Raw genomic sequence first — 24271 nt, forward strand, 5'->3', positions numbered from 1 at the left:
ACGGGCTCCCGGGTGGGGCCGTGCGACGGGGTGCGCGGGCGTGCGGGCGGCCGGTCGGCCGCACGCGATCAGCCGATACGTGTCAACTTGTCCATGAAGCCCGGTTCGGCCAGATCCGTCTGCAGAGCCACCGGAACCTGCACCCCGACCGAGTCGCCGGAGCCGTCGCCGACGGTGAGCGAACCGACCTTGGTGCCGGCCTTCGCCGAGTGCGGCACGTCATCGGAGTCGAAGGTCAGCTTCACCTTCAGTCCGGCCCAGCCGACCGCCGAGACGTCCTTGGTGACGACGACCGGGGTGTGGTTGCCGAGCCGGTCGTCGACGTACCCGACGACATCGCCCTTCTTCAGGATCTTCGCCGAGGTCATCGCGCCCTGCGCGGCCAGCAGTGCGGTCTTGCTGACCGCGTTGACCGTGTCGATGATCGGCGCCTTGTGCTGGCCGAGGACCGCGCCGACCAGGGTGACGGTCTCGCCGTCGACGTCCTGGGTGGCGGCGAAGAGCAGGTTGCCGCCGGCCGCGCTGGTGGAGCCGGTCTTGATGCCGAGGGCGTTGTTGTAGGGGACGAGCGTGTTGTAGTTGCGGTGCTTCTGGCCCGACGGGTCGGTCCAGCTCGGCAGCTTGGTGATGTCCATGAGGGCCTGGATCTTCACCAGCTCGTGGCCCAGCTTCACCTGGTCGTGTGCGGTGGAGACGGTGGTCTCCTTCAGACCGGAGGCGTCGGTGTACGTGGTGTTCGTCATCCCGAGCTGCTTGGCGGTGTCGTTCATCTTCTTGATGAACTCCGCCTCGCTGCCCGCGTCCCAGCGGGCCAGCAGCCGCGCGATGTTGTTCGCCGACGGGATCATGACAGCCGAAAGCGCCTGCTTCTGAGTGAGCTTGTCGCCTTCCTTGACGGTGTTGAGCGTGGACTCGCCGTCCTTGTCGTAGCCGCCCTCCTTCTCGGCGGTGGCGTCGACAGGGATGCTCGCGCCCTCCTCGCCCGGCTTCATCGGGTGGTCCTTGAGCACGATGTACGCCGTCATCGCCTTGGCGACCGAGCCGATGGCGACCGGCGTCTGCTTGCCGAAGTCGTCCATCGAGCCGATGCCGTTGACGTCCATCCAGCCCTGGCCCTCGCTCGGCCACGGCAGGTCGACCTGGTCGCCGTCGAAGCTGTACGAGTCCTTGGCGGTGAGCGTCAGGGACGCGGCCGGCAGCGGACGTACGGCCTGCGCGATCGCAAACACGATCACCAGCAGGATGACCAGCGGGGTCCAGATCTTCACCCGGCGGAAGGTCGTCCGCAGGGCCGTCGCGGGCGGCGGCGGAGTGTTCGTCAGCTCGGCCAGCAGATCCAGCGGCGGCTTCGGCGGCAGCGGCTGCTGCGTGGTGCGCTCCGGCCCGACCTGCGGCACGACGGTGGTCACGTCCGCGGGCCTGGGCCTACGGGTCTCCGCGTCGTCCAGCGGCTTGAGCGCGACGAACCTGCTGGTGCGCTCGGGGTCGGCTGCGGGAGCCTTCTCGGCGGCCTTGGCGGCGGGCTTCTCGGCGGCCCCCTCCGGAGCCTTCTCCTCGGCCTTCCCCGGGGCGCTCGCGGCCGGCTTCGCGGGGGCCTTCGCGGCCGGCTTCTCCGGGGCCGTGCCGGGCTCGGGGCGCTTGGTGGCGCCGCCCAGCTTCAGCATGGTCGTGGGCTGGTCGACGGCGGGCCGGGCGGGGCGCACGGCCTTGAAGACCGCGGTGGGCTGGTCGACGAAGCGCTCGGCGGCGGCGCCGGACCCGTCACCGGCCTCCGGACCGGCGTCGGCGTCCGCCCCGGCCTCGGGCTCGGTGTCGGTGTCGCTGTCGGCGTCCGGCCCGGCGTCCGGGGTCCGTTCGTCGGACTCCGCGTCGGCCACGTCGGCCGCGTCGGTTTCGGCGTCGGTCTCGGTCTCGGTGTCGGCGGCCTGCGCGGCCTGCGCGGCCGCACCGTCGGTGCCGGAGTCCTCGGCGTCCCCGGAGTCCTCGGCGGCGTCCCGGGCGGCGTCCTCGGGGCTCTCGGCGCCCTCGTCGGCGCCTTCCGCGTCCTCGGTGTCCGCGGCCGCGTCCGGGCCCGCGCCGGTCCCGGACGCGGCCGTCCGGTCGGCGGAGCCCACCCAGGCGGCCACGGCGGCCCGCAGGCGCGCGTCACCCTCCGGGGCGGGGTCGTCCCCGGCGCTCGCCTCCTCGGCGTCCACGGCCGCGTCAGCGGCCTCTCCGGCCCCCTCGGAGCCCGACCCGTCGGCCTTCCCGGCCGCGCGACCGGCCGGCTCGTCGTCAGCGGCGCCGTCGGCCGTCCCGGCCGTCTCCGCGTCCGCGTCCTCGTCAGCGTCCTCGTCGCCGTCAGCGTCCGCGTCGTCGGTCGTGTCCGCGTCGTCGTCAGCGTCCGCGTCGCCGTCCGCGCCCAAGTCGCCGTCCAGGTCGCCGTCCGCGTCGTCGGCCGCGTCGGAAGAGGTGCCGCCGTCCGCGTCGGAAGAGGTGCTGTCGGCCGCCGCGTCGTCCCCGGCGCTCTCCTCGGCCGCGTCACCCTCGGCAGCCGTCTTCCCGGTCGCCTCGGCGGACGTGTCCTCGGCGGACGTGTCCTCGGTCACCTCGTCGGACGGTTCCGCCGCGCCCGTCTCCTCGGCGTCGGCGGCCGGCTTCCGTACGGAGAAGACCCTCGTCGCGGTGTCGACCCCACCGCGGGACGACGACTCCCGCGCCACCGCGAGCCGGGGATCGCGCACCGCGCCCCGGGCCTCGGGAACCGCACCCGCGCTCCCCGACGTCGGTTCTGCCGACGACTCGCGCTGCTTCGACCTGTCGGGGGACTCGCCCGCCACCGATGCCTCCTCCATAAGTTGCGCGCCCGTCGCGCGGCTGCCGAACCATGTGAACCGCCGTCCGGGCCAGCGCTCGACGCGCTGCCGGAACCATGTACCAGTGTCCTGTGTGCGGGCTCGGCTCCTGCGGTAGACGAGAACGACATACCTGCCGGTTCCCTCACGAACCGGTCACGCACCCTCGACAGACCAATGTGAGAGGGGTCACCCTGTCATTCATCCACGCGGGGAGGCATGGATGGGCAGGAGCCGCAGAACAATTCCGGAGGAGCTTCTGCTGCTGGCACTGGACCCGGCCACGGGTACCACTGCACAGCCGCAGTCGCTCGACCTCGGCCTGGCCGGAGCACAGCTAGTGGAGCTGGCGCTGGCCGGACGGATAGCCCCAGACGGGGATCGTATCGCCGTGGTGGTACCACGGCCGACTGGAGATCCAACTTTGGACTGTGCGTTGGAGCTGCTGCGCAGGCGCGGCGCTCCCGTGCGGGCGGTCAACTGGATTGGCGGGCCACGGCTGGGGCTCCGTCAGACCTACCTCTCGCATCTGGAGCGGTGCGGCATGGTGCATGCCGTGGCCGGTCAGATGTGCGGGGTGCTGCCGACGACTCGCTACCAGGCGACGGACACCGACATCAGCCGGGAGATCAGGGCCCGGCTGGACTCCGCGATCCGCACCGGCGTGCCGCCGGACCCGCGGACCGCGGCGCTCGCCGCCCTGGCGCACGCGGTCGGCCTCGGCAAGCACCTGTATCCGGGCAACGAGGGACGGTCGTCCCGCTCCCGGCTGCGGGACCTGATCAGGCACGACCCCATGGGCGGTCTCGTGGCGCACGCCGTGATGGACGTCCAGAACGGCGTGGGAGCGCAGCCGCGCCGGAACAGCCCTGCCCCGGCCGGCCGCCAGGCCGGAGCGGGAGCCAGGTCCGCGCCGGAACCTGCTCGTGGCGTTCCGTCGCAACCGCGTCATGGCTCGATGGCGCGCGCCGTGGCCCACTGAGCCGCAGTTCCACGGCACTTCAGACCCGTTCGGGAGCCGCTGACGAAGCGGGGTGGTGAGACCTCACGGTCGCACCACCCCGCTTCGTCTCATCCGGAACCGAGCGCAACTGGCGCTTACCTGCCGCATATCCACCGTTTGCCAGCGGTAAGAAGCATCTTGGTGGCAATCTGCTCAACAGCAGATACGCAAAGTGGCAAGTAGAGGTATGCAGCCGGAGGTGCACGTCCCGTGGTGTCCAACGTCAATCCCACTGTCAGGCGACGCCGGTTGGGCCAGGAGCTGCGGCGGCTGCGGGAGCTCAAGGGCATGACGGCCGAGGAGGTCGCCGAGCGACTGCTGGTGTCGCAGTCGAAGATCAGCCGGCTGGAGAACGGCCGGCGCAGCATCAGCCAGCGCGACGTCCGCGACCTGTGCGGGGTCTACGAGGTGGAGGACCACCGGATCGTGGACTCGCTGATGCAGATGGCCAAGGACTCCCGCCAGCAGGGCTGGTGGCACTCGTTCGGGGACATCCCGTACAGCGTCTACATCGGTCTGGAGACGGACGCGGCGAGCCTGCGCGTGTACGACCCGCAGGTGGTCCCGGGGCTGCTCCAGACCCGGCAGTACGCCGAGTCGCTCATCGCGGGCGCGCTGCCCGAGACCGCGGCGGCGGACATCGAGAAGCGGGTGCAGGTGAGACTGCGCCGACAGGAACGAATCTCCACCCCCGACAACCCGCTGCGGCTGTGGACGGTCCTGGACGAGGCGGCGCTGAAGCGGGTGGTCGGCAACAAGTCCGTGATGCGCGACCAGCTGGAGCACCTCGTCGAGCAGTCCCAGCACCCGCACGTCACCGTGCAGGTGATCCCCTTCGACATGGGCGCGCACCCGGGTCTGAACGGCCAGTACGCGATCCTGGAGTTCCCCGACGCGGCGGACTCCAGCGTGGTCTACATCGAGGGCGTCACCAGCGACCTCTACCTGGAGAAGGCGAACGACGTCCAGAAGTACAGCGTGATGTACGAGCACCTGCGGGCGCAGGCCCTGAACGTCGAACAGTCGCGCCAGTTCATCGCGGACATTGCGAAGGAGTACGCACGCTGAGGAGAAAGTGGCGCACGGTACACCTTCCACCGTCCGGGATGGAAGGCCCCAATGGAATATGCCATCCAGTCGAGTGAATAGTCGCTTCGCAAGCCGATGTTGGCGAGTAGCGTCGATCACGCCATCAAGCAACAAGGTTGGCGCAAACCGCGCTGTGGGTCCGGAGTCGGACGCGTCGTGCGGTGACAGCAACTCAACAACTGGCAATCCGGAGCAGAAATGGCAATTCGTCAGGGCGTCACGGACACGTGGACCAAGTCCTCCTACTCCACGGGGAACGGCGCATGCGTCGAGGTCAAGTCACCGGTCGTCGCGGCCATGTCCGTACGTGACTCCAAGGTCCTCGAGGGTCCCGTGCTGGCGTTCCCCGCACAGTCGTGGAACGCCTTCGTCACCGAGGTCGGCAAGGGAGTCCTCGGCCTCGGCTGATGCAGGGACACCACTCAAAACTTCATAAGCACGAACAGGGCCCTCTCGACCAGATCGCCGTCCTAGCCGAGAGGGCTCGGCTTATTCCCGCCCCCGCCGGTACCGGGGGCCGGGAGTCAGCCGGCGAGCTGGGCCTCGACCGCCGCGACGACCTCGGCGGCCTCCGGCTCGGTCTGCGGCGAGAACCGGGCGGCGACCTTGCCGTCCCGCCCGATCAGGAACTTCTCGAAGTTCCAGCGGATGTCCCCGGTGTGCCCCTCGGCGTCGGCGAAGCCGACCAGGCCCGCGTACAGCGGGTGCCGGGCCTCCCCGTTCACCTCGACCTTCTCGGTCATCGGGAAGGTCACGCCGTACGTCGCCGAGCAGAACTCGGCGATGTCCTCGGCGGAGCCGGGCTCCTGCCCGAGGAACTGGTTGCAGGGCACGCCCAGCACGGTGAAGCCCTGCTCCGCGTAGCGGGCGTGCAGTCGCTCCAGGCCGGTGTACTGCGGGGTGAGTCCGCACTTGGAGGCCACGTTCACCACGAGCACCGCCTGGCCGGCGTACTGCGCGAGGTTCGCCGGACCACCCTTGAGGGCGTCGATGTCGACGTCGTGGAAGGCGACGGGGGATTCGGGGGTTTCGGGGGAGTTGTGAGAGTCAGCAGTCATGACTGTGATGCTAACCAGAGTGGAGCGGGTGTTCGAGGAAGGCCTCCCGGACGCCGCCGCCCGCATCCGGGTCACCCCGTCCGGGCCGCCTCCAGCAGGGCCTCGCCGGCCGCCGTCCGCGAGTACAGCACCGACCGCCCGGCCCGCCGCCGCCGGACCAGCCCGGCGTCCAGCAGCACCCGCAGATGCCGGCCGACCGACCCGAGCCCCTGCCCGGTCACGGCGACCAGCTGGGTGGTGCTCATCGGATCGCCGAGCAGCACCAGCACCCCCGCCCGGCCGGCCCCCAGCAGCGCGCCCAGGCTCGCGGGCACGGGCGGGCGGCCGGGGCCGTCGGCGAGGACGCCCGTGCACGGGTAGACCACCGCGTACCGGGCCGCCTCCCACGCCACCCAGCCGGCCTGCGGGGTGACCGGGACGAATACCAGCTCCGCCCCGGAGACCGCGCGCGGCGGGTAGGCGTGCAGGTTGATCTGGAGCCGGCTCTCGCCGAGCCAGCGGGTCCCGGGCCGCAGCCCGTCCAGCACGGCCGCCCAGCCGCCCTGGGCGACCTGCGCGGTGCGCGCCACGACATCGGCCTCCAGGACCTGTCTGCGCCGCGCCCAGTACGGCCGTACGGACTCCTCCCAGACCTGTTCCAGCAGCTTCGCCGCCCGCTCGGGCAGATCGTCGCGCTCCAGGGCGGCGGGCAGCGGGCCCGCGAGGGAGAGCCGCAGATGCGCACGGGCGGCGGCGGACGGAACCGCCCGCACCCGGTCGACCCCCGCCTCGAAGGTCTCCCCGTCCCGCGGGGCCGGCGTGAGGAAGTCGGCGATCCAGTGCCGCCCGAGCCCGGCCCGCACCAGCAGCGCGGTGACCGGGTCGGCCGCGAGCAGTTCCCGGTACGCGGGCAGATGCGCCCGCAGCCAGGCCCGCTCACCCGGATGCTGGCCCGTGCCCGCGTGCAGCAGCTTCAGGCTCGCGAAGGTCTCGGCGAGCGGGGAGAGGACGAACCGGCTGCGCGCAAGGGTGTCGGCGTCGACCTGCCACCAGCCCACGGCCCACGCCACCCCCAGCCCACGCCACCCCCTGCTCCCGGCGCGCGTCCCACCTTTCGCACCCGCGCGAAACAGTACCGGCCGCCCGGGGCCTGTCCGAGACTCCGGCCATGACCACAGACGGCGGCTATCGGGCCCTCTTCCGCACCCCGGAGTTCACCCCCCTCTTCCTCGCGTCCGCCGCGGGCATCGCGGCGCAGACGGTGGGCGGCCTGGCGCTGGGCACCCTGGTGTACCGGGCGACGGGCTCCCCGCTGCTGTCGGGCGTGAGCATGTTCGGCCCCACCCTCGCCCAGGTGCTCGGCGCCACCTTGCTGCTCTCCGGCGCCGACCGGCTGCCCCCGCGCACCACGCTGGCGGGCGTCGCCCTGGCCTTCGCGGTGGCGACGGCGCTGCTGGCCGTGCCCGGCCTGCCGATGTGGGCCGTCCTCGCCGTCCTCCTCGCCGAGGGGCTGATCGCCTCGCTCGGCGGCGGGGTCCGCTGGGGACTGCTGAACGAGATCCTTCCCGAGGGCGGCTATCTGCCGGGGCGTTCGGTGTTCAACATGATGGCCGGGATCACCCAGATCGCCGGCTACGGCGCGGGCGGCCTCCTGATCGCCGCCCTCTCCCCGCGCCCCGCGCTCCTGCTCGCGGCGGCGCTGTTCGCCGCGTCCGCCGCGGGCCTGCGCCTGGGACTGACCCACCGCCCACCCCGCGGCACCGGCCGTCCCTCCGTCGCCGCGACCTGGCAAACCAACGCCCTGCTGTGGTCCTCCCGCCCCCGCCGTCTGCTCTACCTGGGCCTGTGGCTCCCCAACGGCCTGGTCGTGGGCTGCGAGTCCCTGTTCGTGTCGTACGCCCCGGACGCGGCGGGACCGCTGTTCGCCTGCGCGGCGCTGGGCATGCTGGCGGGCGACGTGACGGCCGGCCGGCTGCTGCCGCCCGCCGTCCGCGCCCGGCTGATCACCCCGCTGCTGCTCCTGCTGGCCACGCCGTACGTGCTCTTCGTGCTGCGCCCGGCCCTGCCCGTGGCGGCGGCGCTCGTGGCCGTGGCCTCGGTGGGCTTCGGCGCGAGCCTGCTCCAGCAGGAACGGCTGATGAACCTCGTCCCGGACGAACTGAGCGGACACGCACTGGGGTTGCACTCCGCCGGAATGCTCACCCTCCAGGGCCTGAGCGCCACCCTGGCGGGCGCGGTCGCCCAACTCGCCTCGCCCGCAACGGCGATGACCGTGATGGCGACGGCGTCGGTCGCGGTGACCGTGACCCTGGCCCTGGCGTCCCGGGCAGCCCCGACGGCCCCGACGACCCCGACGGATGCGGAGCGTCACCTTCGCCGCGAGGGCGCGAAAAGGCCCGGGGCTCGCCGACAATGGTCGGGGTGAACGTCGTCGTGGAGTGGGGGACACGATTCAGTCGGTGCTGGTGAACATCGCGCTCGGGCTGGTGACCAGCCTGCTCGGCGGAGGCTTCGTATGGCTGGGGGAGCGGGCCAAGCGCGCCCGGGAGCTGAACCGGCGGGCCGAGTTCTTCGGTGTCCGCCCCGGTGAGACTTGCCTGGTCGTGCTGGGCGGCAAGCACGACGCGCCCGGCAGCGCGCACTACGCGGATGTACGGGCGGTCGTGGAGTTCTCCCTGCTCGTGGGGGAGCTGGGGTGTGAGGCGGAGCTGGAGTCGGGCGACTTCCGGGGGAGCAACGGCGACCGCACCGAGTTCTGTGTCGGCGGGCCGCTGGGCTCCAACGTCCGTACGGGCGGCCACCTCGCCGCGCATCTGCCCGGGGTGACCGTCCACCCGTACCGGGCCGGGGACCCGGAGTCGGTCGCCATCGAGGTCGGCGGCGAGAAGTTCCCCTACAGCCGCCGCGACCAGGAGTACGCCCTCGTCGCGAAGTTCACGCCGGGGGAGTCCGGCAGACCGGTGTTCCTGGTGTGCGGGCAGTCCGCGACGGGCAACCTGGCCGCGGTCCACTTCCTGCGCCGCGAGTTCGGCCAGGTGGCCAGGCGGCTGCCCTCCGCCGGACGCTTCTGCCTCCTGATCAAGGTCTCCGACATCGGTACGTACGGACACCACCGGGCGGAACTGGAACGGGACGTCTCCGCGGCCGCGTTCGGCTGACCCCGGCCCGTCAGACGACGACGGTGAACAGGCCGACGGAGTCGCCGAGCCGGGTGAGCGAGACCTTGCCGGGGACACCGTTGGCGTCGGCTCCGGTGTAGCCGAGGTGGCGCTGCCACTTGGCGTAGGCGGCGACGGTCGTGGAGCCGAAGGAGCCGTCGCCCGCGAAGGCCCGGTCAAGGTAGCCCAGTTCGACCAGGGCCGCCTCGACGAGGTTCGTCCCCGCCATATAGGTGACATGGCCCTGCCTGGCACCGGGATCGGTCTTCGCGGCGCGTACCAGGCGGGACAGGTCGACGCGCGGTTTGGACGCCGTGCCCGTGCCGGGCGCGGCCGGAGCGGGCTGCGTCCGGACCGCCGCGAGCTGCTTCTTCACGTCGGCCCGGAAGTCGTCCATGTCGAAACTCGGGTCGATCTTGCCGGGCTGGACCTCCTTGTGCCCGGCGACGGACCTCTCCGACCAGCCGTGCGCCCGGCACAGGGCCGCGGCCCACAGCACGGCCTGCCGGTACTGAGCGTCCGGGTAGGGGTCGTGGCCGTTGCCGAGGTTCTCGATCTCCAGGCCGTACAGACAGTCGTTGCCGTCGGCGTCGGCCTCGTCGTCGTGCGGGAGCCGGGTCTCGGCGCGCAGCGCGTGCAGGACGTCGAGGTCGACGGCCCCCGCGTGGTTGGCGCGGCCGTGGCCGATCATCCACAGCCCCTCGGTCCTGCCGAGCCAGGCATGGCAGAGCGGCCCGGGGAGATCCGCTCTGCCCCTGAAGCAGAGCTCCTTGTCGCCGTGCCCGGCGGTGTGGTGGATCAGCACACCGATCACGGGACCGAACTGCCTGCCGGTGGCCGCGTCACGGTTGTGGGTCGCCCAGCCGGCGTGCTCGTGCACGGTGAGGCCCTCGGCCTTCAGCGCGGCGAGGGTCTGGGCGGCGGACAGCGGGATGGCCATGGCTGCGGTCCTTTCGTCGGCCCGGCGCGGTGGGCGAGCACGCCTGACGAGACAGGGGAGGCGGAGCGGCCGCTCCCGTCCCGGCGCGGCCGACCCGGTGGCGGGGCGGTCGCCGCCGCATCGGGCGGTCGTCCGTTCAACCGAGAATCCCGGAACCGTCTGCCACGTAGGGCGAAATCGCCATATTGACCGCGCAAACGGGCGGCGCCGGTACCACCGGCGCCGCCCTCGCGCGTGCGTCCTCCGCCGTGCGCCGGAGCGTCCGGGCCGGTCAGGAGAGCTTCGTCTTCGACACCGCGGTGACCGTCACCTGGTTGTCGCACTCGGCGATCTCGCCGTTGTCCAGGGCGACCTGGTGGCTCCCCGCCCCCGGCAGCCCGATCACGAGCGTGGGGTAGACGACGGGGTCCGAGCCGGACGGGCAGTAGCCGTCGCCCTCGCCCTGCACCTGGACGAAGTTCAGCTTCGCCCAGGCGCTGTTGCCCGGAGCCATCAGGACCGCGGTCTCCGTCCCGAAGGGCACCGTCTTCAAGGGGGAGTTGTGCTGCGGGGAGCCGTTGGCCGCGCCCGCCACCGTCGGATGGCCCTTGAGTTCGCAGGACCGGTCGGAGATGTTGGTGAACTCGACGACCACCGCTCCGGTTCCGGTGCCGGCGGAGCGCTGGGCCGCCTGACGTGCGGTCACCTTCACTTCGTCGGCCGCACACGCCTTCGCCGGGCGGGAGGGCGCGGATTCGCTCGCCACCGGTGGCAGCGACGGCCTGTTCGCGGCGGAGGTCGAGGAACTCGGCGGGATCGAGGACGACTTGGTGGCGCCGGAGTCGTGGGCCGACTGGCACGCGGTCGCCAGCAAAGCTGTCGAGGCCGCGGCCAGCACCATCATCGTCGTACGGATGCCGTTCCTGTACTGCATGTCGTCCCCCGAAGTCGGAGCGCACCGGGCGCCGGTCGCGCCGACCGTCGCCGGGGGCCGCCCGGCCTGGGGCTATCACCCTGCCGCGACGCCGACCGGGCGGTCGGCAGACACGCCGGGACGTCCCCCGTCGCGGTGGCGGGGCCCCCGGGACGTACCGGGGGCGGGTACCGCAACCGGCGTAGCGGCGTCGGGCGGGGCGCTCAGCCGGGGGCCTGGCGGCAGGCCTCGACCGCCGTGGCGTCCGTCGTGCCCGCCTCGGTCAGTCCGCTGAGGCAGCCGCTCCGGTCTCCCACCAGGCCGTGGTAGCAGGCCATCCGGACCGCGTCCGTGACCGCGGAGCCCTGATCCTGGACGTGGTTCTCGCAGGCCAGGATGTCGGCGTGGGCCGCCGGAGCGGCCAGGGCGGCACCGCCCAGGGCGAGGGCCAGAGCGGCGAGAATACCGGGGATACGAGCCGACGGACGCATGGGGATACACCTGCTCTCTCGGTCGGGTCGCGCGTATTTCGACGCTAGAACACTCTTCGGGGGCATGCACTCCCGGCTTCCGGGGGCCCGTCGGGCAGGCCTCCCGGGGGCTTCGGGCCCAGCGTGCGGAGCCGGTTCGACGCGGTGGGCTACAAGTACAGTGCCGGGGCCGAGAACATCTCCGGACCGGGCCAGGGGACCGCGCAGGCCCATGTGCAGGGCTGGCTGAACAGTGCCCCGCACAAGGCGGACATGCTGAGGTGCTCGTTCGTCGACACCGGCGTCGGCGTGGCCGGCGACCGGGTGGTCCAGGTCTTCGGCACCCCGAGCTGACCGGGCCCGCACCCAAGCCCCCGTACGGCCGACGGCCGTCCTCGGACCTCGGACGAAGGGGTGCCTCCGGCGTGGGGTGCCCTTCGGTCGTCGCCGGACGAGATGCCGCCCGACAAACCGGGCGATAAACTGATCAAAGCGTCATACTCCGGCAGGACGGAGACCCACATGACCACGCACTCCGCCCGGCCGGGATCGGCCGGAACCACCCCCTCCGCCCATCACGGGCCTTTGTCCGGCACCTCCCTCTTCGGGGCTGTGCTGATGCTGTTCGGCGGGGTGATGGCGGCCCTCGAAGGGATCGCCGCCATCGCCCGCAACAGCGTGTTCGTCGTGACGCGGCACTACGCGTTCGAGTTCAGCCTGCGCGGCTGGGGCTGGGTCCACCTGGTCCTGGGCGTCGCCCTCGTCGCCGCGGGAAGCAGCCTGTTCCTCAGCGGTGCGCTGTGGGCGCGTTATTTCGGCGTCTTCGTGGCCAGCCTGGGCGCCATCGCCAACTTCCTCTGGGTGCCGTACTACCCCCTGTGGGCGACGATCCTGATCGCCGTCAACATCCTCGTCGTCTGGGCGCTGTGCACCGGTATGCACAAGGAGGCCGGCCCGGCCCGGACCCTCTGACGGCGGGAGTCCGGGCACCGCGCCTCGACCGCGCTCCGGCGCTCACGCCGGGGCGCGGAAGGCCACCTGCCGACGGGCCGCCTCGTCGATCTCGTCGAGGGTGAGGAGGGGAGTGGCCCGGGTGTGCAGGGCCCCGCTGGCCTTGACGGCGAGACTGATGGCGGCCATCGAGACCGGGTCGGGAAGGTCGACGACGAGCACGATGTCGTCGTCCCCAAAGGCGAAGTACATCGCCTCGACCTCTCCGCCGAGGTCGGTGACGACCTGGTCCACGGCGGCTCGGCGGCCGCTTCCCCCTTCCTTGAGCAGGCCCTTCGTGCCCTCGGACGTGTAGCTGGCCTGGATGAGGAACTTCGCCATCGGGGCGCTCCCTGCTGATCGTCGGTCCGGTACGGACAAGGACCTTCCCGCTGCGGTGGGGACCGCCTCCCGGTGGACGGCCGGATTCACTCGTTGGCAGCCGGCGGCCGGCGTACCCCTGCCCTGGGCGAATCGGGCGGGAATGCCTAGAGTTCACCGGGTGCGGGAAAAGATCCGCAGGGGAGGGGGAACGGTCGTGGGTGGAGCGGACCGGGACCGGGCGGACGGCGGGCCGGCCGGACCCGAGGAGATGATCGCGGAGGCGCGGAAGGCGTTCTTCGTGATGTTCGGGTTCCTCGCGGCCGTCTGGCTGCTGCAACTGGCCAACTACGCCGACCACTACGCCCTCTCGCGGGAGTACGGGGTGATCTCCGGTGACCTGGGCACCCTGCCCGGCATCCTCACCGCGCCTTTCCTGCACTGGAGCTGGGCGCACATCGAGAGCAACTCGGGGCCGCTGTTCGTCTTCGGGTTCCTCGCCGCCTACCGGGGCGTGGTCCGGTTCCTCGGGCTGAGTCTGCTGGTGGCGGTGACCAGCGGGCTCGCGGTGTGGTTCCTCGAAGGAGGGGGCGCGGAGACGGTGGGCGCCAGCGGTCTGATCTTCGGGTACTTCGGCTATGTCGTGGTCCGCGGGCTCTTCGACCGGCACCTGGTCGACACACTGATCGGTCTCGTCATGGCCGCCTCCTTCGCCTATCTGCTCACCGTCGCCGTGCCCGGGACGCCCGGGGTGAGCTGGCTCGCCCATCTCGGCGGGCTGGCCGGCGGCCTGGCCGGTGCCTGGCTCTTCCGGGACCGGCGATCACGCAGCCGCCCGGCCCGCCGGCCCGGCGGTGCTCCCGGTGCTCCTGACGCGGCTCACCGGGCCGGCCTGCCGGCTCGTGCCGATCTGCACAAGGAGCTCGGCGACTTGGGCCTCCTCTAGGGCCCGCGCCCCCCTGGGACCTGCCCCCCGGTGCATTCGGGCCGGGCGGCCGTGATCACAATAATGTGACAAACGTTCATTCAATGGCCATCTATCTTCACGGCCCTTTCACGCCCTGACATGCTGCTTCGGCGAATCCCCCGGGCCGCGCCGGAAAGGAGGCCGGAACCCCGGCGGTGGGCTTCTCGTCTTCCCCCGTCGAGCAGGCCACTCTCCGCGCCGGAGAATGCGCCCAGATCGGGAGGTGATGAACAAAACCCGCCCTGACCCCAACCGGAATCTAACAAATCGGCCAAAATTGAGACATAAGATATCGCAGGCTTTTTCGCGAACAGACCTCAGAATCATTTGCTCCGTGTGGCGTCATCCGCGGGCGGGACTCTGGGCCACGGCGGGTGCCGTGACCCTCGGGTTCCTCGTCGCGCTGGAGATCGCCGCACACCACTACGACCTGCCGGGGCCGATCACCACCGGGGTGCGGGAGTTCGTGTTCCCCCCCAAGTCGGGAGCCCTGCTGTACGCGGGACTGGCGCTGACGGCGCTGGTGCTCACCTGGCGGCAGCGGTTCATCGCGTTCGGCGCCGCGATCGGTCTCGACCTCGTCATCGCGGCGGTCCGCTGGGCGGCCGGTGTCCAGGTGACCGAGGGACACCCCTTCGGCAACGGCGCGCTGTGGGCGCTCACGGGCTGCGCGGTCGTCGCCGTCACCCGCCGCACCGGCCGGGAACGCACCCTGCTGCTGAAGGGCGTCGGGCTGGGAGTGCTGCTGGTGGCCGGCCGGAAGACCGGCGACATCTGGCTGCACATCACCGCGAAGACCCGCCCGATGGTGCTCGACCAGTACGTGGCGACCGCCGATCACGCGCTGGGCAATCCGTCGTGGCTCATGGGCCGGATCGTCACGGCCAGCGGCCCGATCGGCTTCACCGTTCTCGACTTCGTCTACGGCCAGCTCGCGGTCGCCGCCGTCCTCGTCGCGCTCTACCAGCTGCGCCACGTCGCGGTCGAGCGCCGCTTCCCGCGCCATCACCTGGTGCGCACCTTCCTGGTGATCGGCCTGCTCGGCCCCGCCTTCTACATGATCTTCCCGGTGGTCGGACCCGTCTTCGCCTACGGCACCGGCGCCGGGCACTGGACGCACCTCAGCCTGTGGTGGCACATAGAGCCCGACGCGCACTGGGCGGTGGCCGATCTGTGGCCGCGCACCACGACGCAGATCGCCGCACCGCACCACATGCCGTTCGACGGCCTCACCCCGCGCAACTGCATGCCCAGCCTGCACACGGCCTGGGCCGTCGCGATCTTCATCCACTCCCGGAAGGGCCCACGGGGCGTGCGCTGGGCCGGCACGTTCTGGCTGGCGGCCACGCTCTGCGCCACTCTCGGATTCGGCTACCACTACGGCGTAGACCTCATCGCCGGCGTGGTGTTCACCCTCACGATCGAGGCGGCCCTGCGCGCCTACGACCGCGGCTGGGACCGGTCGGGGATCCGGCTGGCCGCGTACGGCGCGACGGTCTTCACCGCGCTCCTGCTGTCGTACCGCTTCCTGCCGCTGGAGATGGCCAGGCATCCGTGGCAGGCCGGACCGCTGCTCCTGCTGGCGCTGTTCACGGTGATCTACGGCTATGTCCGCACGACGGCACAGTGGGAACCGGGCGTCACGCCGGCGCGGCAGCCGCGACCGCAGCCCGAACTCGTCTGAACCGTGCCGCGGTCGTGCCGCGGCACACGGGTCGTGGCCGTACCGGGTCCGGACGGCCGAAGCCCCGGACCCGTGCGGGGTCCGGGGCTTCGGGAAGACGAGCACTCCGGTTCGTCAGTGATCGTCGGGCAAGGCCCTAGTCGACGTCCACCGGACCGTCGTTCGAGCCGGTCCGCTTGCTGGTGGGCAGTTGGAGCAGACGGTCGGCCGTGCTCTTCGCGGAGCGGTCGCCGTCGGAATCCTTGTCGTTCCCGTTCAGGTTCTGGCGGACCGAGTCGAGGATCGTCAGGCCCTGGGACACCAGCCCGGCGGCGATCTCGCCGAGGCCGTCCGCACCGTTGAGGACGTTGACGTTGGCGCCCGCGAGGCCGCCGGCGGCCTCCTTGACGATCTGCGGGAGCTGGTCGATCAGCATCCGGTCGAGCGCGACCCGGTCGTACGAGGCAGCCGCCTCCGCCTGGATCTTCATCCGCTGCGCCTCGGCCGCCGCGAGGATCCTGACCCGCTCTGCCTCGGCCTCGGCGGGCTTCACGACCTCGGCCACCAGCTGCTGCTGGCGCAGCTTGGCCTGGCGCTGGGCCAGCTCCGTCTGGGCGGCGAGCACCTCCTGCTGGGCGTGCGCCTGCGCCAGCGGTCCGGCCTGCCCGGCCTGCGCCTCGGCGCGGTCCACCTCGGCCGAGTACTCGGCCTTGACGATGGCGGTCTGCCGGGCGTACTCGGCCTGCTTGCGGGCCGCCGCCTGCTCCGCCTCGACCGCTGCCTGGGTGGCCTGTGCCTGGGCGATCTGCGCCTGCCGCTGGATGGCCGCCTTGTGCGGCGCGGACATCGCGTCGATGTAACCGGTGTCGCCGTCGTCGATCGACTGGATCTGGAGCGAGTCGACGGTCAGCCCGATCTTCGCCATCTCGGTCTTGGAGGTGTCCAGGACCTCCGCGGCGAGCTTCTGCCGCTCGGTGACGATCTCCTCGACGGTCATCGAGCCGATGATGGCCCGCAGGTGACCGGCGAAGATCCGGCCGGTGAGCACCGACATCTGCTCCTGGTCGGACAGGAACCGCTGGCCGGCGTTGATGATGCTCTCGTGGTCGTTGCCGACCTTGAAGGCGATGACCGCGCGGACGTGCAGCGCGATGCCCTGCCTGGTCACACAGGTCTCGGTGACCTCCGACTCGCACATGGAGAGGGTGAGGAACCGGACCTTTCGGAACACCGGCAGCACGAACTTTCCGTGCCCCGTGACCACTCGGAACGGCGCACCCCCCAGTCCCCGCCTGCCGCCCGAGATCAGCATCGCCTCGTCGGGAGCGGGAACGCGATATCCGAACATGCCTGTACTCCTCAGCTTGCGCCGGCGGTTCCCCCGTCGAGCGCGTCCAATGGATCCATCCACTCGATGACGCCGACCTCACGGCATCCACGCGATTCGATCACGAGCACACTCGTACCCATCGGCAGGGGGGTCTCCGACCAGGCGAGGAAGGTCTCGGAACCGCCGCGGACGCGTACGAGCACCTCGCCCGGGCCGGTGGAACCGCGAGTTCCGATGAGCAGCTTCCCCGTGCAGCCGATCACGGCCTCGTCCTGCGGCATCACCGGCCGTCCTCCTCCTGCTGGCCCCATGATTCCGACGATAGACCCAGTGCGGCCGGGACCCAACGGGCGGGACAGACCTGCTGGGGAGACCCGGCGACGAGGGCTCCGGCGTCCGTCCGGCGGCGCGGGCCGGAGCCTGCGCCGCCGGGGTGCCCGGTGTCCGGTGTCCGGCGTCACCGGTAGAGCCGCACACCGCCGTTCGACCCGAGGGCGTTGAGTTCCAGCACACCGCCGTCCGCGGTGACGTACACCGTGCCGGAGGTGAAGTTCCACTTGCCGGTCCCCACCGGCAGGCCCGCGACCGGGGTGGTGCGGCCCGTGCGCGGGTCGACGGTGACGAGCTGCGGGGCGCCCGACGTGGTGACGGCGTACACCGTGTCGTCCGCGCCGGACGCGGGGACGGCGAGCGCGGCGGAGCGCACGGTCCAGAGCTTGGCGCCGGTGGTGGTGTCGAAGCCGTCGAGCACCGGGCGGCCGGCGGCCAGGGCGGGGGTGACCAGCACCTTGCCGTAGAGCCGGGCGGAGTGGTCGGCGCCGGATTCGTTGCCGGAGGTGAGCTCGTCGTTGCCGACGGCCAGTTTGCGGCCGGTCCCGTCGGCGTCGAAGACCCGCACGGCGTCCTCGCGCGTGGTGTGGACGGTGGCGACCAGCGGAGAGCCGGAGAGGATGTGCGTCACCTCCGAGTGGGCGCGCTCGGACTTCCGCCAGATCACCTTCCCGGTCTCGCCGTCGTACGCGGTGAGGGTGAACCGGGTCTTCTTGTCGAGGCAGAAGTCGTCCACCAGCACGGTGCCGGCGACGCCCCAGTCGTAGGCGTTGCAGTAGTGGCCGCGGGCCTTGTAGCCCCAGACGCGGCTGCCGGTGCGCAGGTCCACACCACCGAGGAAGTTCTCGCTGACGACGATGGCGACATCGCCCTGGACATGGGTCGTGGCGGTCGCGGCCGTGGGGTGCTTGGCGCTGGTCAGCGGCAGGGACCAGAGGATCTTGCCGGTGGACGCGTCGACCCCGGCCAGCCAGGTGCAGGCGCTGCTGTCCGGGCCGAAGGCGACCGTGCCGATGCCCTGCGCACCGAGCGTCGGCGACATCGCGCAGGGCACGGTGGCGTGCTTGGCGGCGGCGGGGAGGCGCGCGGCCTTCCACACCTGCTTGCCGTCGGTGAGGTCGTAGGCCCGCAGGCCGCCCTGGCTGCCGGCCCGCACGAGCAGCTTGTCGGTGAGCCAGCTGCCGATCAGCGCGTCGTCGGAGGCGGGCGCCGGTATCTGCCACTCCTGCGTCAGCTGCTTCGAGGCGACGGCGGCGGCGTCCTCCTGCTTGACCAGGACGGAGGCGGTCCCGCCGGCGGCGGCGAGGACGGCAAGGGTGAGCACGATCCTGCCCCACCTGGTCCTGCCGGACCCGCTGCCGTCCGCGCCCGCAGGGGGCTGCGGCTGCGCGGTGGCGGGCTCGGGGCGGTGGAGGAACTCCGGGTCGAGGACGGCGGTCGCTGCGGGCGGGTATCCGTACCCCTGGACCGCCGGTTCGCCGCCGCGCCGGGGCTGCGGGGGTGTCCGGTGACCCGGCTCACGCGGCGCCCGGTCGTCCGTGCGGGGCTCGGGGACCCGCAGCGGCATGGTGGCGTCCCACCGCGTGCCGGAGGAGCCGTACGGCTCGGCCTGCGACGGGTCGTCCCACTCGGCCTGCGACCGGTCGTCCCATGGCACGGACGGCTGCGTCTGCCGCTGCTCCCGGTACGGCTGCGTCTGCCGTTGCTCCCGGCGGTACGGCTGCGGCTGCCGCTGTTCCCGGTGCGGCTGCGAGGCGCCGGCCGGGCGGCGGGGCCGGAAGGCCCAGCCGTCGTCCTGCGGAGTCCCCTGGCCCGGCGACGATTCCGTCGTCATCTCCGTGTTCTCCCCCTGCTCGGGCACGCATCCGCATGTGGCGACCGCACTGATGCGCGATGATAAAGGTCGTTTCTTGCGGGCTTGCGCCCGGCTTCGTCGGCTCGTCCCGGATCAGCCGGTCTTGAACGAATGACCGAAGCCGCTGCGGCCCGACTCCACCTGGAACGCGGCGCGGGCACTCACCGAGGTGCTGACCCGCCAGTCCATCAACTGCTTGCCGCCCGGCCAGTCCTTGCGCTGGTCGTACCAGACGAGCCCGATGACACCGGCCTTCGCGGCGCCCCGGAACAGGTCACGGATGTGCGCTTCCTTCTGGTCGCCCTGCGCCACCCCGGTCTCCGCGATCAGCACCGGTTTGTCGGAGAAGTCCGCGATCTGACGCATGGTGGGGGTGAACAGGCTGGAGAAGGCGACTCCGTCGATCGGCCCGTAGTAGCCGATGAGGCCGACCCAGTCGACGTAGGCGTTCCCCGGGTAGTAGGGACGCAGCGCGGCGGTCGTGCCCGAGTCGACCACGTGCGGGGTCCACACCCAGATCACGTTGGTGACGCCCCGCTCGGCGAAGATGTCGTGCACGTGCTTCCAGGACGCGACGAAGTCGGCGGGCTTGGTGTGCTCGGGGCCCCAGGAGTTCCACGGCCCGTTCATCTCGCCGGCGAAGGAGAGGGCCAGCGGGCCCTCGTAGGCGGCGATCTGGTCCGCCAGACGGCGGATGTAGGCGTCGTCCTCACCCTTGGCGATGTCGGCGAGCGGGGTGTCGGAGGGCACCAGCGCCATCATGGGCAGCTGGCCGTGCTTCCACAGGAAGGCGTTGCCCTCCCCGTCGAAGTCCTCGCCCCAGGGGCTGTAGTACTCGCGGATGTCAGGGGTCCGCCCGGCCTCTTCGGCGAAGGTCGTGACGATGCCGTACTGCCAGGGCGTCTTGTCGTCGACGACGCCGAGCGCCCGGCCGGACGGCTTGAGCATCGACGAGACCTCGTAGTGCGCGGCCGGGGCGGTGGTCCTGCCCGTCTCGGCGCCGCCCGCGCCTCCCGTGCCGCAGGCGTCCACCAGCAGCGATACGGCGGCCACGAGGATGGCAGCGACCGTCAGGCGGGTGCGGCGGCGGGCTATGGCCATGCGTCAGGTCCGTTCGAGCAGAGGGGCGAGCGGCGTCGCCGGAACTTTACGAGACCCGCGTGGCTTTTACGGAATCTTCATATTAGTCTAGCGACGCGATCAGGAGCGGTCGGATAATCTCCCTCTCCTCATGCATTCATCGCTTTTTCCGCACTACTTACTGCTTTCGGTGGCGCCGAACCGACAGATGTGACGCGACGTAGGAAGGCTCGGGGGCCGTCGATGACCAGTACCTCCACGGAGGTCGAGCCTGCTCCCGTCTTCGTGGACCAGACCGGTCAGCGTGGCCGCAGGCTGCGTGGTTTCGGCTGGCTGGTCGGCATCGTCTGCACCGGATGCGTGGTGGCGATGATCTCCGGTCTGATCGGAACCCAGTCGCAGGCACCCGCGCTCAAGGTCCCCGGCACCGCGAACACCACGCCCCCCGGCCAGTACCTCGACGCGCCGCTGCCCGCGGCTCCCGGCGCCGCAGGGCCCGCCGAGCCCGCGGAGGGCGCCACCGCCACGGCGGCCGGATCCGGCGACACGGCGTCCGGCGACACGGCGTCCGGCGACACCGCGTCCGGCACCACGTCCGACACCGCGTCCGACACCGCAGCCGGCGACACGTCCGGCACCACGTCGACGACGGACGGTACGGCGGCATCCGACGCCACCGCGTCCGACGCCACGTCCGGTACCGCGACCACGACGGACGGTACGGCGGCGGCAAACTCCACGACTGTCACCGCGCAGTAGTTCAGACGCGACCGACCAGGAAGTCCATGTCCCGCTCCCGCCGTCACTCCCGGCAGTCCATCGCGCGGCCGCGCCGACTCGCCGCACCTCCCCTGCGCTTCTTCCTGCCGGTGACCGTACTGGCGACCCTGCTGGCGCTGATGGTGCTGCGCGGCATGGCGAACAACGAGGTCTTCCACGACGAGAAGATCGCCACCTCGGTGGACAAGGTCACCGTCCCGACCAGTGTGCTGGAGGGCGGCCCGGTCGTCGACGCACGTGGCGACAAGCAGGACAAGCCGGTCAACTACACGATCCCGGACAAGACCGTCGTCCTCTCCTTCGACGACGGACCGTCCCCCCAGTGGACGCCGAAGATCCTCAAGGTGCTGAAGGAGCAGAACGTCCGCGCCGACTTCTTCGTCACCGGCTCGATGGTCACCCGCAACCCGTCGCTGATCCGGCAGATCGTGGCCGAGGGCCATGAGATCGGGCTGCACACCTTCACCCACCCCGACCTCGCGCTGCACTCCGGCACCCGGCTCACCTGGGAGCTGGGCGAGACCCAGCTCGCGCTGGCCGGTGTCGCAGGCGTCCACTCCAGCCTGTTCCGCCCGCCCTACTCCTCCACCGTGGACGCGCTGGACGACTGGTCGTGGCCGGTGACCAAGCAGGCCGGGTCGGAGGGGTACCTGACCGCCTTCATCGACAAGGACACCGACGACTGGAAGCGCCCCGGCGTCGACGCCATCGTCAGGTCCGCCATGCCCGACCTCCCCGGCCAGGGCGAGATGGTCCTGATGCACGACGCGGGCGGCAACCGGGCGCAGACGCTGGCCGCGCTGCCCATCATCATCGAGAAGCTCAAGGCCCAGGGCTACACCTTCAGGACCACCGCCGAGGCACTCGGCACCGGCACCGCCAACACCGAGGTCACCGGCTACGACCTGTGGGTCGGCAAGGCGTTCGTGTGGTGCACCTCCTTCTCGGTGAGGCTGATGCCGTGGCTGGTCGGCCTGCTCGCGGTCGTCGGCGTGCTGGTCATGGCGCGGTTCGCGCTGATGCTGGTGCTCTCGGCCGTCCATGTGCGGCGGGTGCGCAGACGCGGCTTCTCCTGGGGCGACCCGGTCACCGAACCGGTCACCGTGGTAGTACCCGCGTACAACGAGCAGGAGTGCATCGCCAACACCCTGCTCTCCCTGGCCACGAGCGACCATCCCATCGAGGTGATCGTGGTCGACGACGGGTCGACCGACGACACGTCCGCCATCGTGGAGGAACTCGCCCTGCCGAACGTCCGGTTGATCCGGCAGCAGAACAGCGGCAAGCCGACCGCCCTCAACACCGGTGTGGCCGCCGCCTCGTACGACCTGATCGTGATGATGGACGGCGACACGGTCTTCGAGCCTTCCACCGTACGCGAGTTGGTGCAGCCCTTCGCCGAACCGCGGGTCGGCGCGGTGGCGGGCAACGCGAAGGTCGGCAACCGCGACACGCTCATCGGCGCCTGGCAGCACATCGAGTACGTGATGGGCTTCAACCTCGACCGCCGGATGTACGACGTGCTCAACTGCATGCCGACCATCCCCGGCGCCATCGGCGCCTTCCGCCGCACCGCGCTCGACCAGGCGGGCGGCATGAGCGACGACACGCTCGCCGAGGACACCGACGTGACCATGGCCCTGCACCGGGCCGGCTGGAAGATCGTCTACACCGAGAACGCCCGCGCCTGGACCGAGGCGCCCGTCAGCATGAAGCAGCTGTGGTCGCAGCGGTACCGCTGGAGTTACGGCACCATGCAGGCGATGTGGAAGCACCGGCACGCACTGCTGGAGCGCGGCGCGGCCGGCCACTTCGGCCGGGTGGGGCTGCCGTTCGTCACCCTGTTCATGGTGATCACCCCGCTGCTCGCGCCCGCGTTCGACATCGGCATGGTCTACGGCGTCGTCTTCGTCGACGCGTACAAGACCCTGGCCGCCTGGTTCGCGGTGATGGCCCTCCAGGCCGTCTGTGCCTGGTGGTCCTTCCACCTGGACAAGGAGAAGGCCTGGCATCTGATCACGCTGCCGGCCCAGCAGGTGGTCTACCGGGTGCTCATGTACATGGTGCTGATGCAGTCCGCCATCACCGCTCTGACCGGAGGCCGGTTGCGCTGGCAGAAGCTGAAGCGCACCGGTGAGGTGGGGCTCGACGTCACGACGGGGGCGATGTCTTCATGAGTACCGCGGAACGAGGTGCCTACGGCACCCGGGACTCCTCCGAGACCATGGCGCTGCGGGTCCTGGACCCCGGCGCGTTCGCCGTGCAGCGCGACGAGGAGCCCGAGGAGGCGGCTCCGGCGCCCGCGCGCAAGCCCGGCCGGGACCGCTACCTCGACCTGCTGCGGGCGCTCGCCCTGGTCCGCGTGGTGGTCTACCACAACTTCGGCTGGACCTGGCTGCCGATCGTCTTTCCCTCCATGGGCGTGATGTTCGCGCTGGCCGGGTCGCTGATGGTGCGCTCCCTCAACCGGCCTGCGCTGAGCGTGATCCGCGGTCGGCTGCGCCGTCTGCTGCCGCCGATGTGGCTGTTCGGCGCGGTCGTGGTGCCGCTGATGATCCTCCAGGGCTGGCGGCCCGACCACCTCCACCCCAACTGGTGGTGGGGCGACCTGGCCTACTGGATCCTGCCGTTCAGCGAGCCGCCGTTCGGGCCCTCGCTGCACACCTTCGGCGGGCACCTGCCGGCCTCCTGGGCCGAACAGATCTGTGTCCCCCTGTGGTACCTGCGCGCCTACCTCTGGTACGTCCTGCTGTCACCGCTGATGCTCAAGGCGCTGCGGAGGCTGCCCTGGGTCACCCTGCTGGTGCCGCTGGCGCTCGCGTTCGTCATCAACTCCGGCCTGGTCGACCAGACCGGCCGACTGATGGAAGCCGCCACCGACTTCACCACCTTCGGCTCCTGCTGGCTGCTCGGCATGGCCCACGGGGAGGGGCTGCTGCGCCGGATCCCGCAGTACGTCGTGCCGTCCCTCGCGCCGCTGGTGCTCATGTTCGGCTACTGGTGGCTGATGCGGGCGCCGCTGGACAACCCGCGGCTCGGGCACGACCTGGAAGCGGTACCGGTCGCCCAGGCGGTCTGGTCGTTCGGCGCGGTGATGCTGCTGCTCCATCTGAGCCCCTCCTGGGAGCAGTGGCCCAAGCCGCTGGAGCGGTTCAACGGCGTGATCAGCCTGCTCAACTCGCGCGCCGTCAGCGTCTATCTGTGGCACTCCTTCGCGCTGGTGCTGACCGAGCCGCTGATCGACCTGTTGTGGAACAGCACCTTCTTCTACGACCACGCGCACTGGCTGCTGGTCAGCCAGTGGACCCCGCTGGTGGTCGCCGTTCCCCTGATCTGCCTGGCGATCCTGCTCTTCGGCTGGATCGAGGACGTGGCCGCCAAGCGCCGCCCGCGGCTCTTCCCCTACCCGCGCCGCGCCAAGGGGCGTCGCCGCATTTCTTGATAAATCTGACATACCGGTCAGACATATGGCATACCGGCGTGGTTGATCACCATTTGCGCATATCCGATCTTACGCTGCCGCTGTCGATCA

General features: G+C 71.2%; 23 protein-coding genes. 12 read left to right on the forward strand and 11 right to left on the reverse strand.

Annotation, left to right across the window (positions count from 1 at the left end; genetic code table 11):
* Positions 1-68 precede the first annotated feature (68 nt).
* On the reverse strand, positions 69-2819 hold the full coding sequence (locus ACZ7OY_RS15880; RefSeq protein ID WP_471911914.1) for a D-alanyl-D-alanine carboxypeptidase: 2751 nt from the start codon (positions 2817-2819) through the stop codon (positions 69-71).
* A 238-nt stretch (positions 2820-3057) separates the two neighbouring features.
* Between ACZ7OY_RS15880 and ACZ7OY_RS15885 the strand changes: the two genes are divergently transcribed.
* The 3 genes from ACZ7OY_RS15885 (at position 3058) to ACZ7OY_RS15895 (ending at position 5334) form a co-directional block, all read left to right on the forward strand.
* Positions 3058-3816 (forward strand): GOLPH3/VPS74 family protein, encoded by a 759-nt coding sequence (locus tag ACZ7OY_RS15885; RefSeq protein ID WP_471911915.1) that lies wholly within the window; start codon positions 3058-3060, stop codon positions 3814-3816.
* 231 nt (positions 3817-4047) lie between these two features.
* Positions 4048-4905 (forward strand): Scr1 family TA system antitoxin-like transcriptional regulator, encoded by an 858-nt coding sequence (locus tag ACZ7OY_RS15890; protein ID WP_162470114.1) that lies wholly within the window; start codon positions 4048-4050, stop codon positions 4903-4905.
* 219 nt (positions 4906-5124) lie between these two features.
* Positions 5125-5334: a DUF397 domain-containing protein gene (locus tag ACZ7OY_RS15895; RefSeq protein ID WP_469386719.1), complete on the forward strand. Its 210-nt coding sequence runs from the start codon at positions 5125-5127 to the stop codon at positions 5332-5334.
* A gap of 116 nt (positions 5335-5450) precedes the next feature.
* Here the strand turns inward: ACZ7OY_RS15895 and ACZ7OY_RS15900 are convergent, their stop codons facing one another.
* On the reverse strand, positions 5451-5984 hold the full coding sequence (locus ACZ7OY_RS15900; protein WP_471911916.1) for a glutathione peroxidase: 534 nt from the start codon (positions 5982-5984) through the stop codon (positions 5451-5453).
* A 71-nt stretch (positions 5985-6055) separates the two neighbouring features.
* Positions 6056-7021, reverse strand: a complete 966-nt coding sequence (locus ACZ7OY_RS15905; RefSeq protein WP_471911917.1) for an ArsR family transcriptional regulator — start codon at positions 7019-7021, stop codon at positions 6056-6058.
* A gap of 110 nt (positions 7022-7131) precedes the next feature.
* Here ACZ7OY_RS15905 and ACZ7OY_RS15910 point away from each other — a divergent pair, with 110 nt between their 5' ends.
* A complete protein-coding gene (locus tag ACZ7OY_RS15910; protein ID WP_471911918.1) occupies positions 7132-8388 on the forward strand; it encodes an MFS transporter in 1257 nt (418 codons plus the stop codon).
* A gap of 34 nt (positions 8389-8422) precedes the next feature.
* On the forward strand, positions 8423-9121 hold the full coding sequence (locus ACZ7OY_RS15915; RefSeq protein ID WP_471911919.1) for a hypothetical protein: 699 nt from the start codon (positions 8423-8425) through the stop codon (positions 9119-9121).
* 10 nt (positions 9122-9131) lie between these two features.
* Here the strand turns inward: ACZ7OY_RS15915 and ACZ7OY_RS15920 are convergent, their stop codons facing one another.
* From ACZ7OY_RS15920 to ACZ7OY_RS15930, 3 genes are all read right to left on the reverse strand, one after another.
* Positions 9132-10061, reverse strand: coding sequence for an N-acetylmuramoyl-L-alanine amidase (locus ACZ7OY_RS15920; RefSeq protein WP_471911920.1), 930 nt, complete (start codon positions 10059-10061; stop codon positions 9132-9134).
* A 271-nt stretch (positions 10062-10332) separates the two neighbouring features.
* Positions 10333-10974: a DUF4232 domain-containing protein gene (locus tag ACZ7OY_RS15925; protein WP_471911921.1), complete on the reverse strand. Its 642-nt coding sequence runs from the start codon at positions 10972-10974 to the stop codon at positions 10333-10335.
* A 203-nt stretch (positions 10975-11177) separates the two neighbouring features.
* On the reverse strand, positions 11178-11444 hold the full coding sequence (locus ACZ7OY_RS15930) for a hypothetical protein (RefSeq protein ID WP_471911922.1): 267 nt from the start codon (positions 11442-11444) through the stop codon (positions 11178-11180).
* Positions 11445-11588: 144 nt separating this feature from the next.
* Here ACZ7OY_RS15930 and ACZ7OY_RS15935 point away from each other — a divergent pair, with 144 nt between their 5' ends.
* The gene (locus tag ACZ7OY_RS15935) at positions 11589-11777 is read left to right on the forward strand and encodes a CAP domain-containing protein (RefSeq protein ID WP_471911923.1); all 189 of its coding nucleotides are present in this window, start codon (positions 11589-11591) and stop codon (positions 11775-11777) included.
* 168 nt (positions 11778-11945) lie between these two features.
* Entirely contained in the window at positions 11946-12395 is a 450-nt protein-coding gene (locus ACZ7OY_RS15940; RefSeq protein ID WP_471911924.1) for a DUF7144 family membrane protein, read from the forward strand.
* A gap of 42 nt (positions 12396-12437) precedes the next feature.
* On the opposite strand, the gene ACZ7OY_RS15945 is transcribed toward ACZ7OY_RS15940, so the two are convergent.
* Positions 12438-12755 (reverse strand): GYD domain-containing protein, encoded by a 318-nt coding sequence (locus tag ACZ7OY_RS15945; RefSeq protein WP_152893252.1) that lies wholly within the window; start codon positions 12753-12755, stop codon positions 12438-12440.
* Positions 12756-12951: 196 nt separating this feature from the next.
* On the opposite strand from ACZ7OY_RS15945, the gene ACZ7OY_RS15950 reads away from it, so the two are divergent.
* Positions 12952-13680, forward strand: coding sequence for a rhomboid family intramembrane serine protease (locus ACZ7OY_RS15950; protein ID WP_471911925.1), 729 nt, complete (start codon positions 12952-12954; stop codon positions 13678-13680).
* 298 nt (positions 13681-13978) lie between these two features.
* Complete coding sequence (locus ACZ7OY_RS15955) at positions 13979-15385, forward strand: phosphatase PAP2 family protein (protein ID WP_471911926.1); 1407 nt, start codon at positions 13979-13981, stop codon at positions 15383-15385.
* 136 nt (positions 15386-15521) lie between these two features.
* Here the strand turns inward: ACZ7OY_RS15955 and ACZ7OY_RS15960 are convergent, their stop codons facing one another.
* From ACZ7OY_RS15960 to ACZ7OY_RS15975, 4 genes are all read right to left on the reverse strand, one after another.
* Positions 15522-16712 carry a flotillin family protein gene (locus ACZ7OY_RS15960; protein ID WP_385530249.1) on the reverse strand — a complete coding sequence of 397 codons (1191 nt, stop codon included), beginning with the start codon at positions 16710-16712 and terminating at the stop codon, positions 15522-15524.
* Positions 16713-16723: 11 nt separating this feature from the next.
* Positions 16724-16975 carry a hypothetical protein gene (locus ACZ7OY_RS15965; RefSeq protein WP_471911927.1) on the reverse strand — a complete coding sequence of 84 codons (252 nt, stop codon included), beginning with the start codon at positions 16973-16975 and terminating at the stop codon, positions 16724-16726.
* Positions 16976-17151: 176 nt separating this feature from the next.
* Positions 17152-18858 (reverse strand): outer membrane protein assembly factor BamB family protein, encoded by a 1707-nt coding sequence (locus tag ACZ7OY_RS15970; RefSeq protein ID WP_471911928.1) that lies wholly within the window; start codon positions 18856-18858, stop codon positions 17152-17154.
* A gap of 114 nt (positions 18859-18972) precedes the next feature.
* Positions 18973-19980 carry a glycoside hydrolase family 26 protein gene (locus ACZ7OY_RS15975; RefSeq protein ID WP_471911929.1) on the reverse strand — a complete coding sequence of 336 codons (1008 nt, stop codon included), beginning with the start codon at positions 19978-19980 and terminating at the stop codon, positions 18973-18975.
* 222 nt (positions 19981-20202) lie between these two features.
* On the opposite strand from ACZ7OY_RS15975, the gene ACZ7OY_RS15980 reads away from it, so the two are divergent.
* From ACZ7OY_RS15980 to ACZ7OY_RS15990, 3 genes are read left to right on the forward strand one after another with little or no spacing between them, the layout of a single operon-like run.
* Positions 20203-20718, forward strand: coding sequence for a hypothetical protein (locus ACZ7OY_RS15980; RefSeq protein ID WP_471911930.1), 516 nt, complete (start codon positions 20203-20205; stop codon positions 20716-20718).
* 26 nt (positions 20719-20744) lie between these two features.
* Positions 20745-22916, forward strand: coding sequence for a bifunctional polysaccharide deacetylase/glycosyltransferase family 2 protein (locus tag ACZ7OY_RS15985; RefSeq protein WP_471911931.1), 2172 nt, complete (start codon positions 20745-20747; stop codon positions 22914-22916).
* Positions 22913-24181 carry an acyltransferase family protein gene (locus tag ACZ7OY_RS15990; RefSeq protein ID WP_471911932.1) on the forward strand — a complete coding sequence of 423 codons (1269 nt, stop codon included), beginning with the start codon at positions 22913-22915 and terminating at the stop codon, positions 24179-24181. Before ACZ7OY_RS15985 ends, ACZ7OY_RS15990 begins: the two co-directional genes overlap by 4 nt.
* Positions 24182-24271: the final 90 nt, after the last annotated feature.

This window comes from Streptomyces sp. NPDC107559 (genome assembly GCF_055657365.1).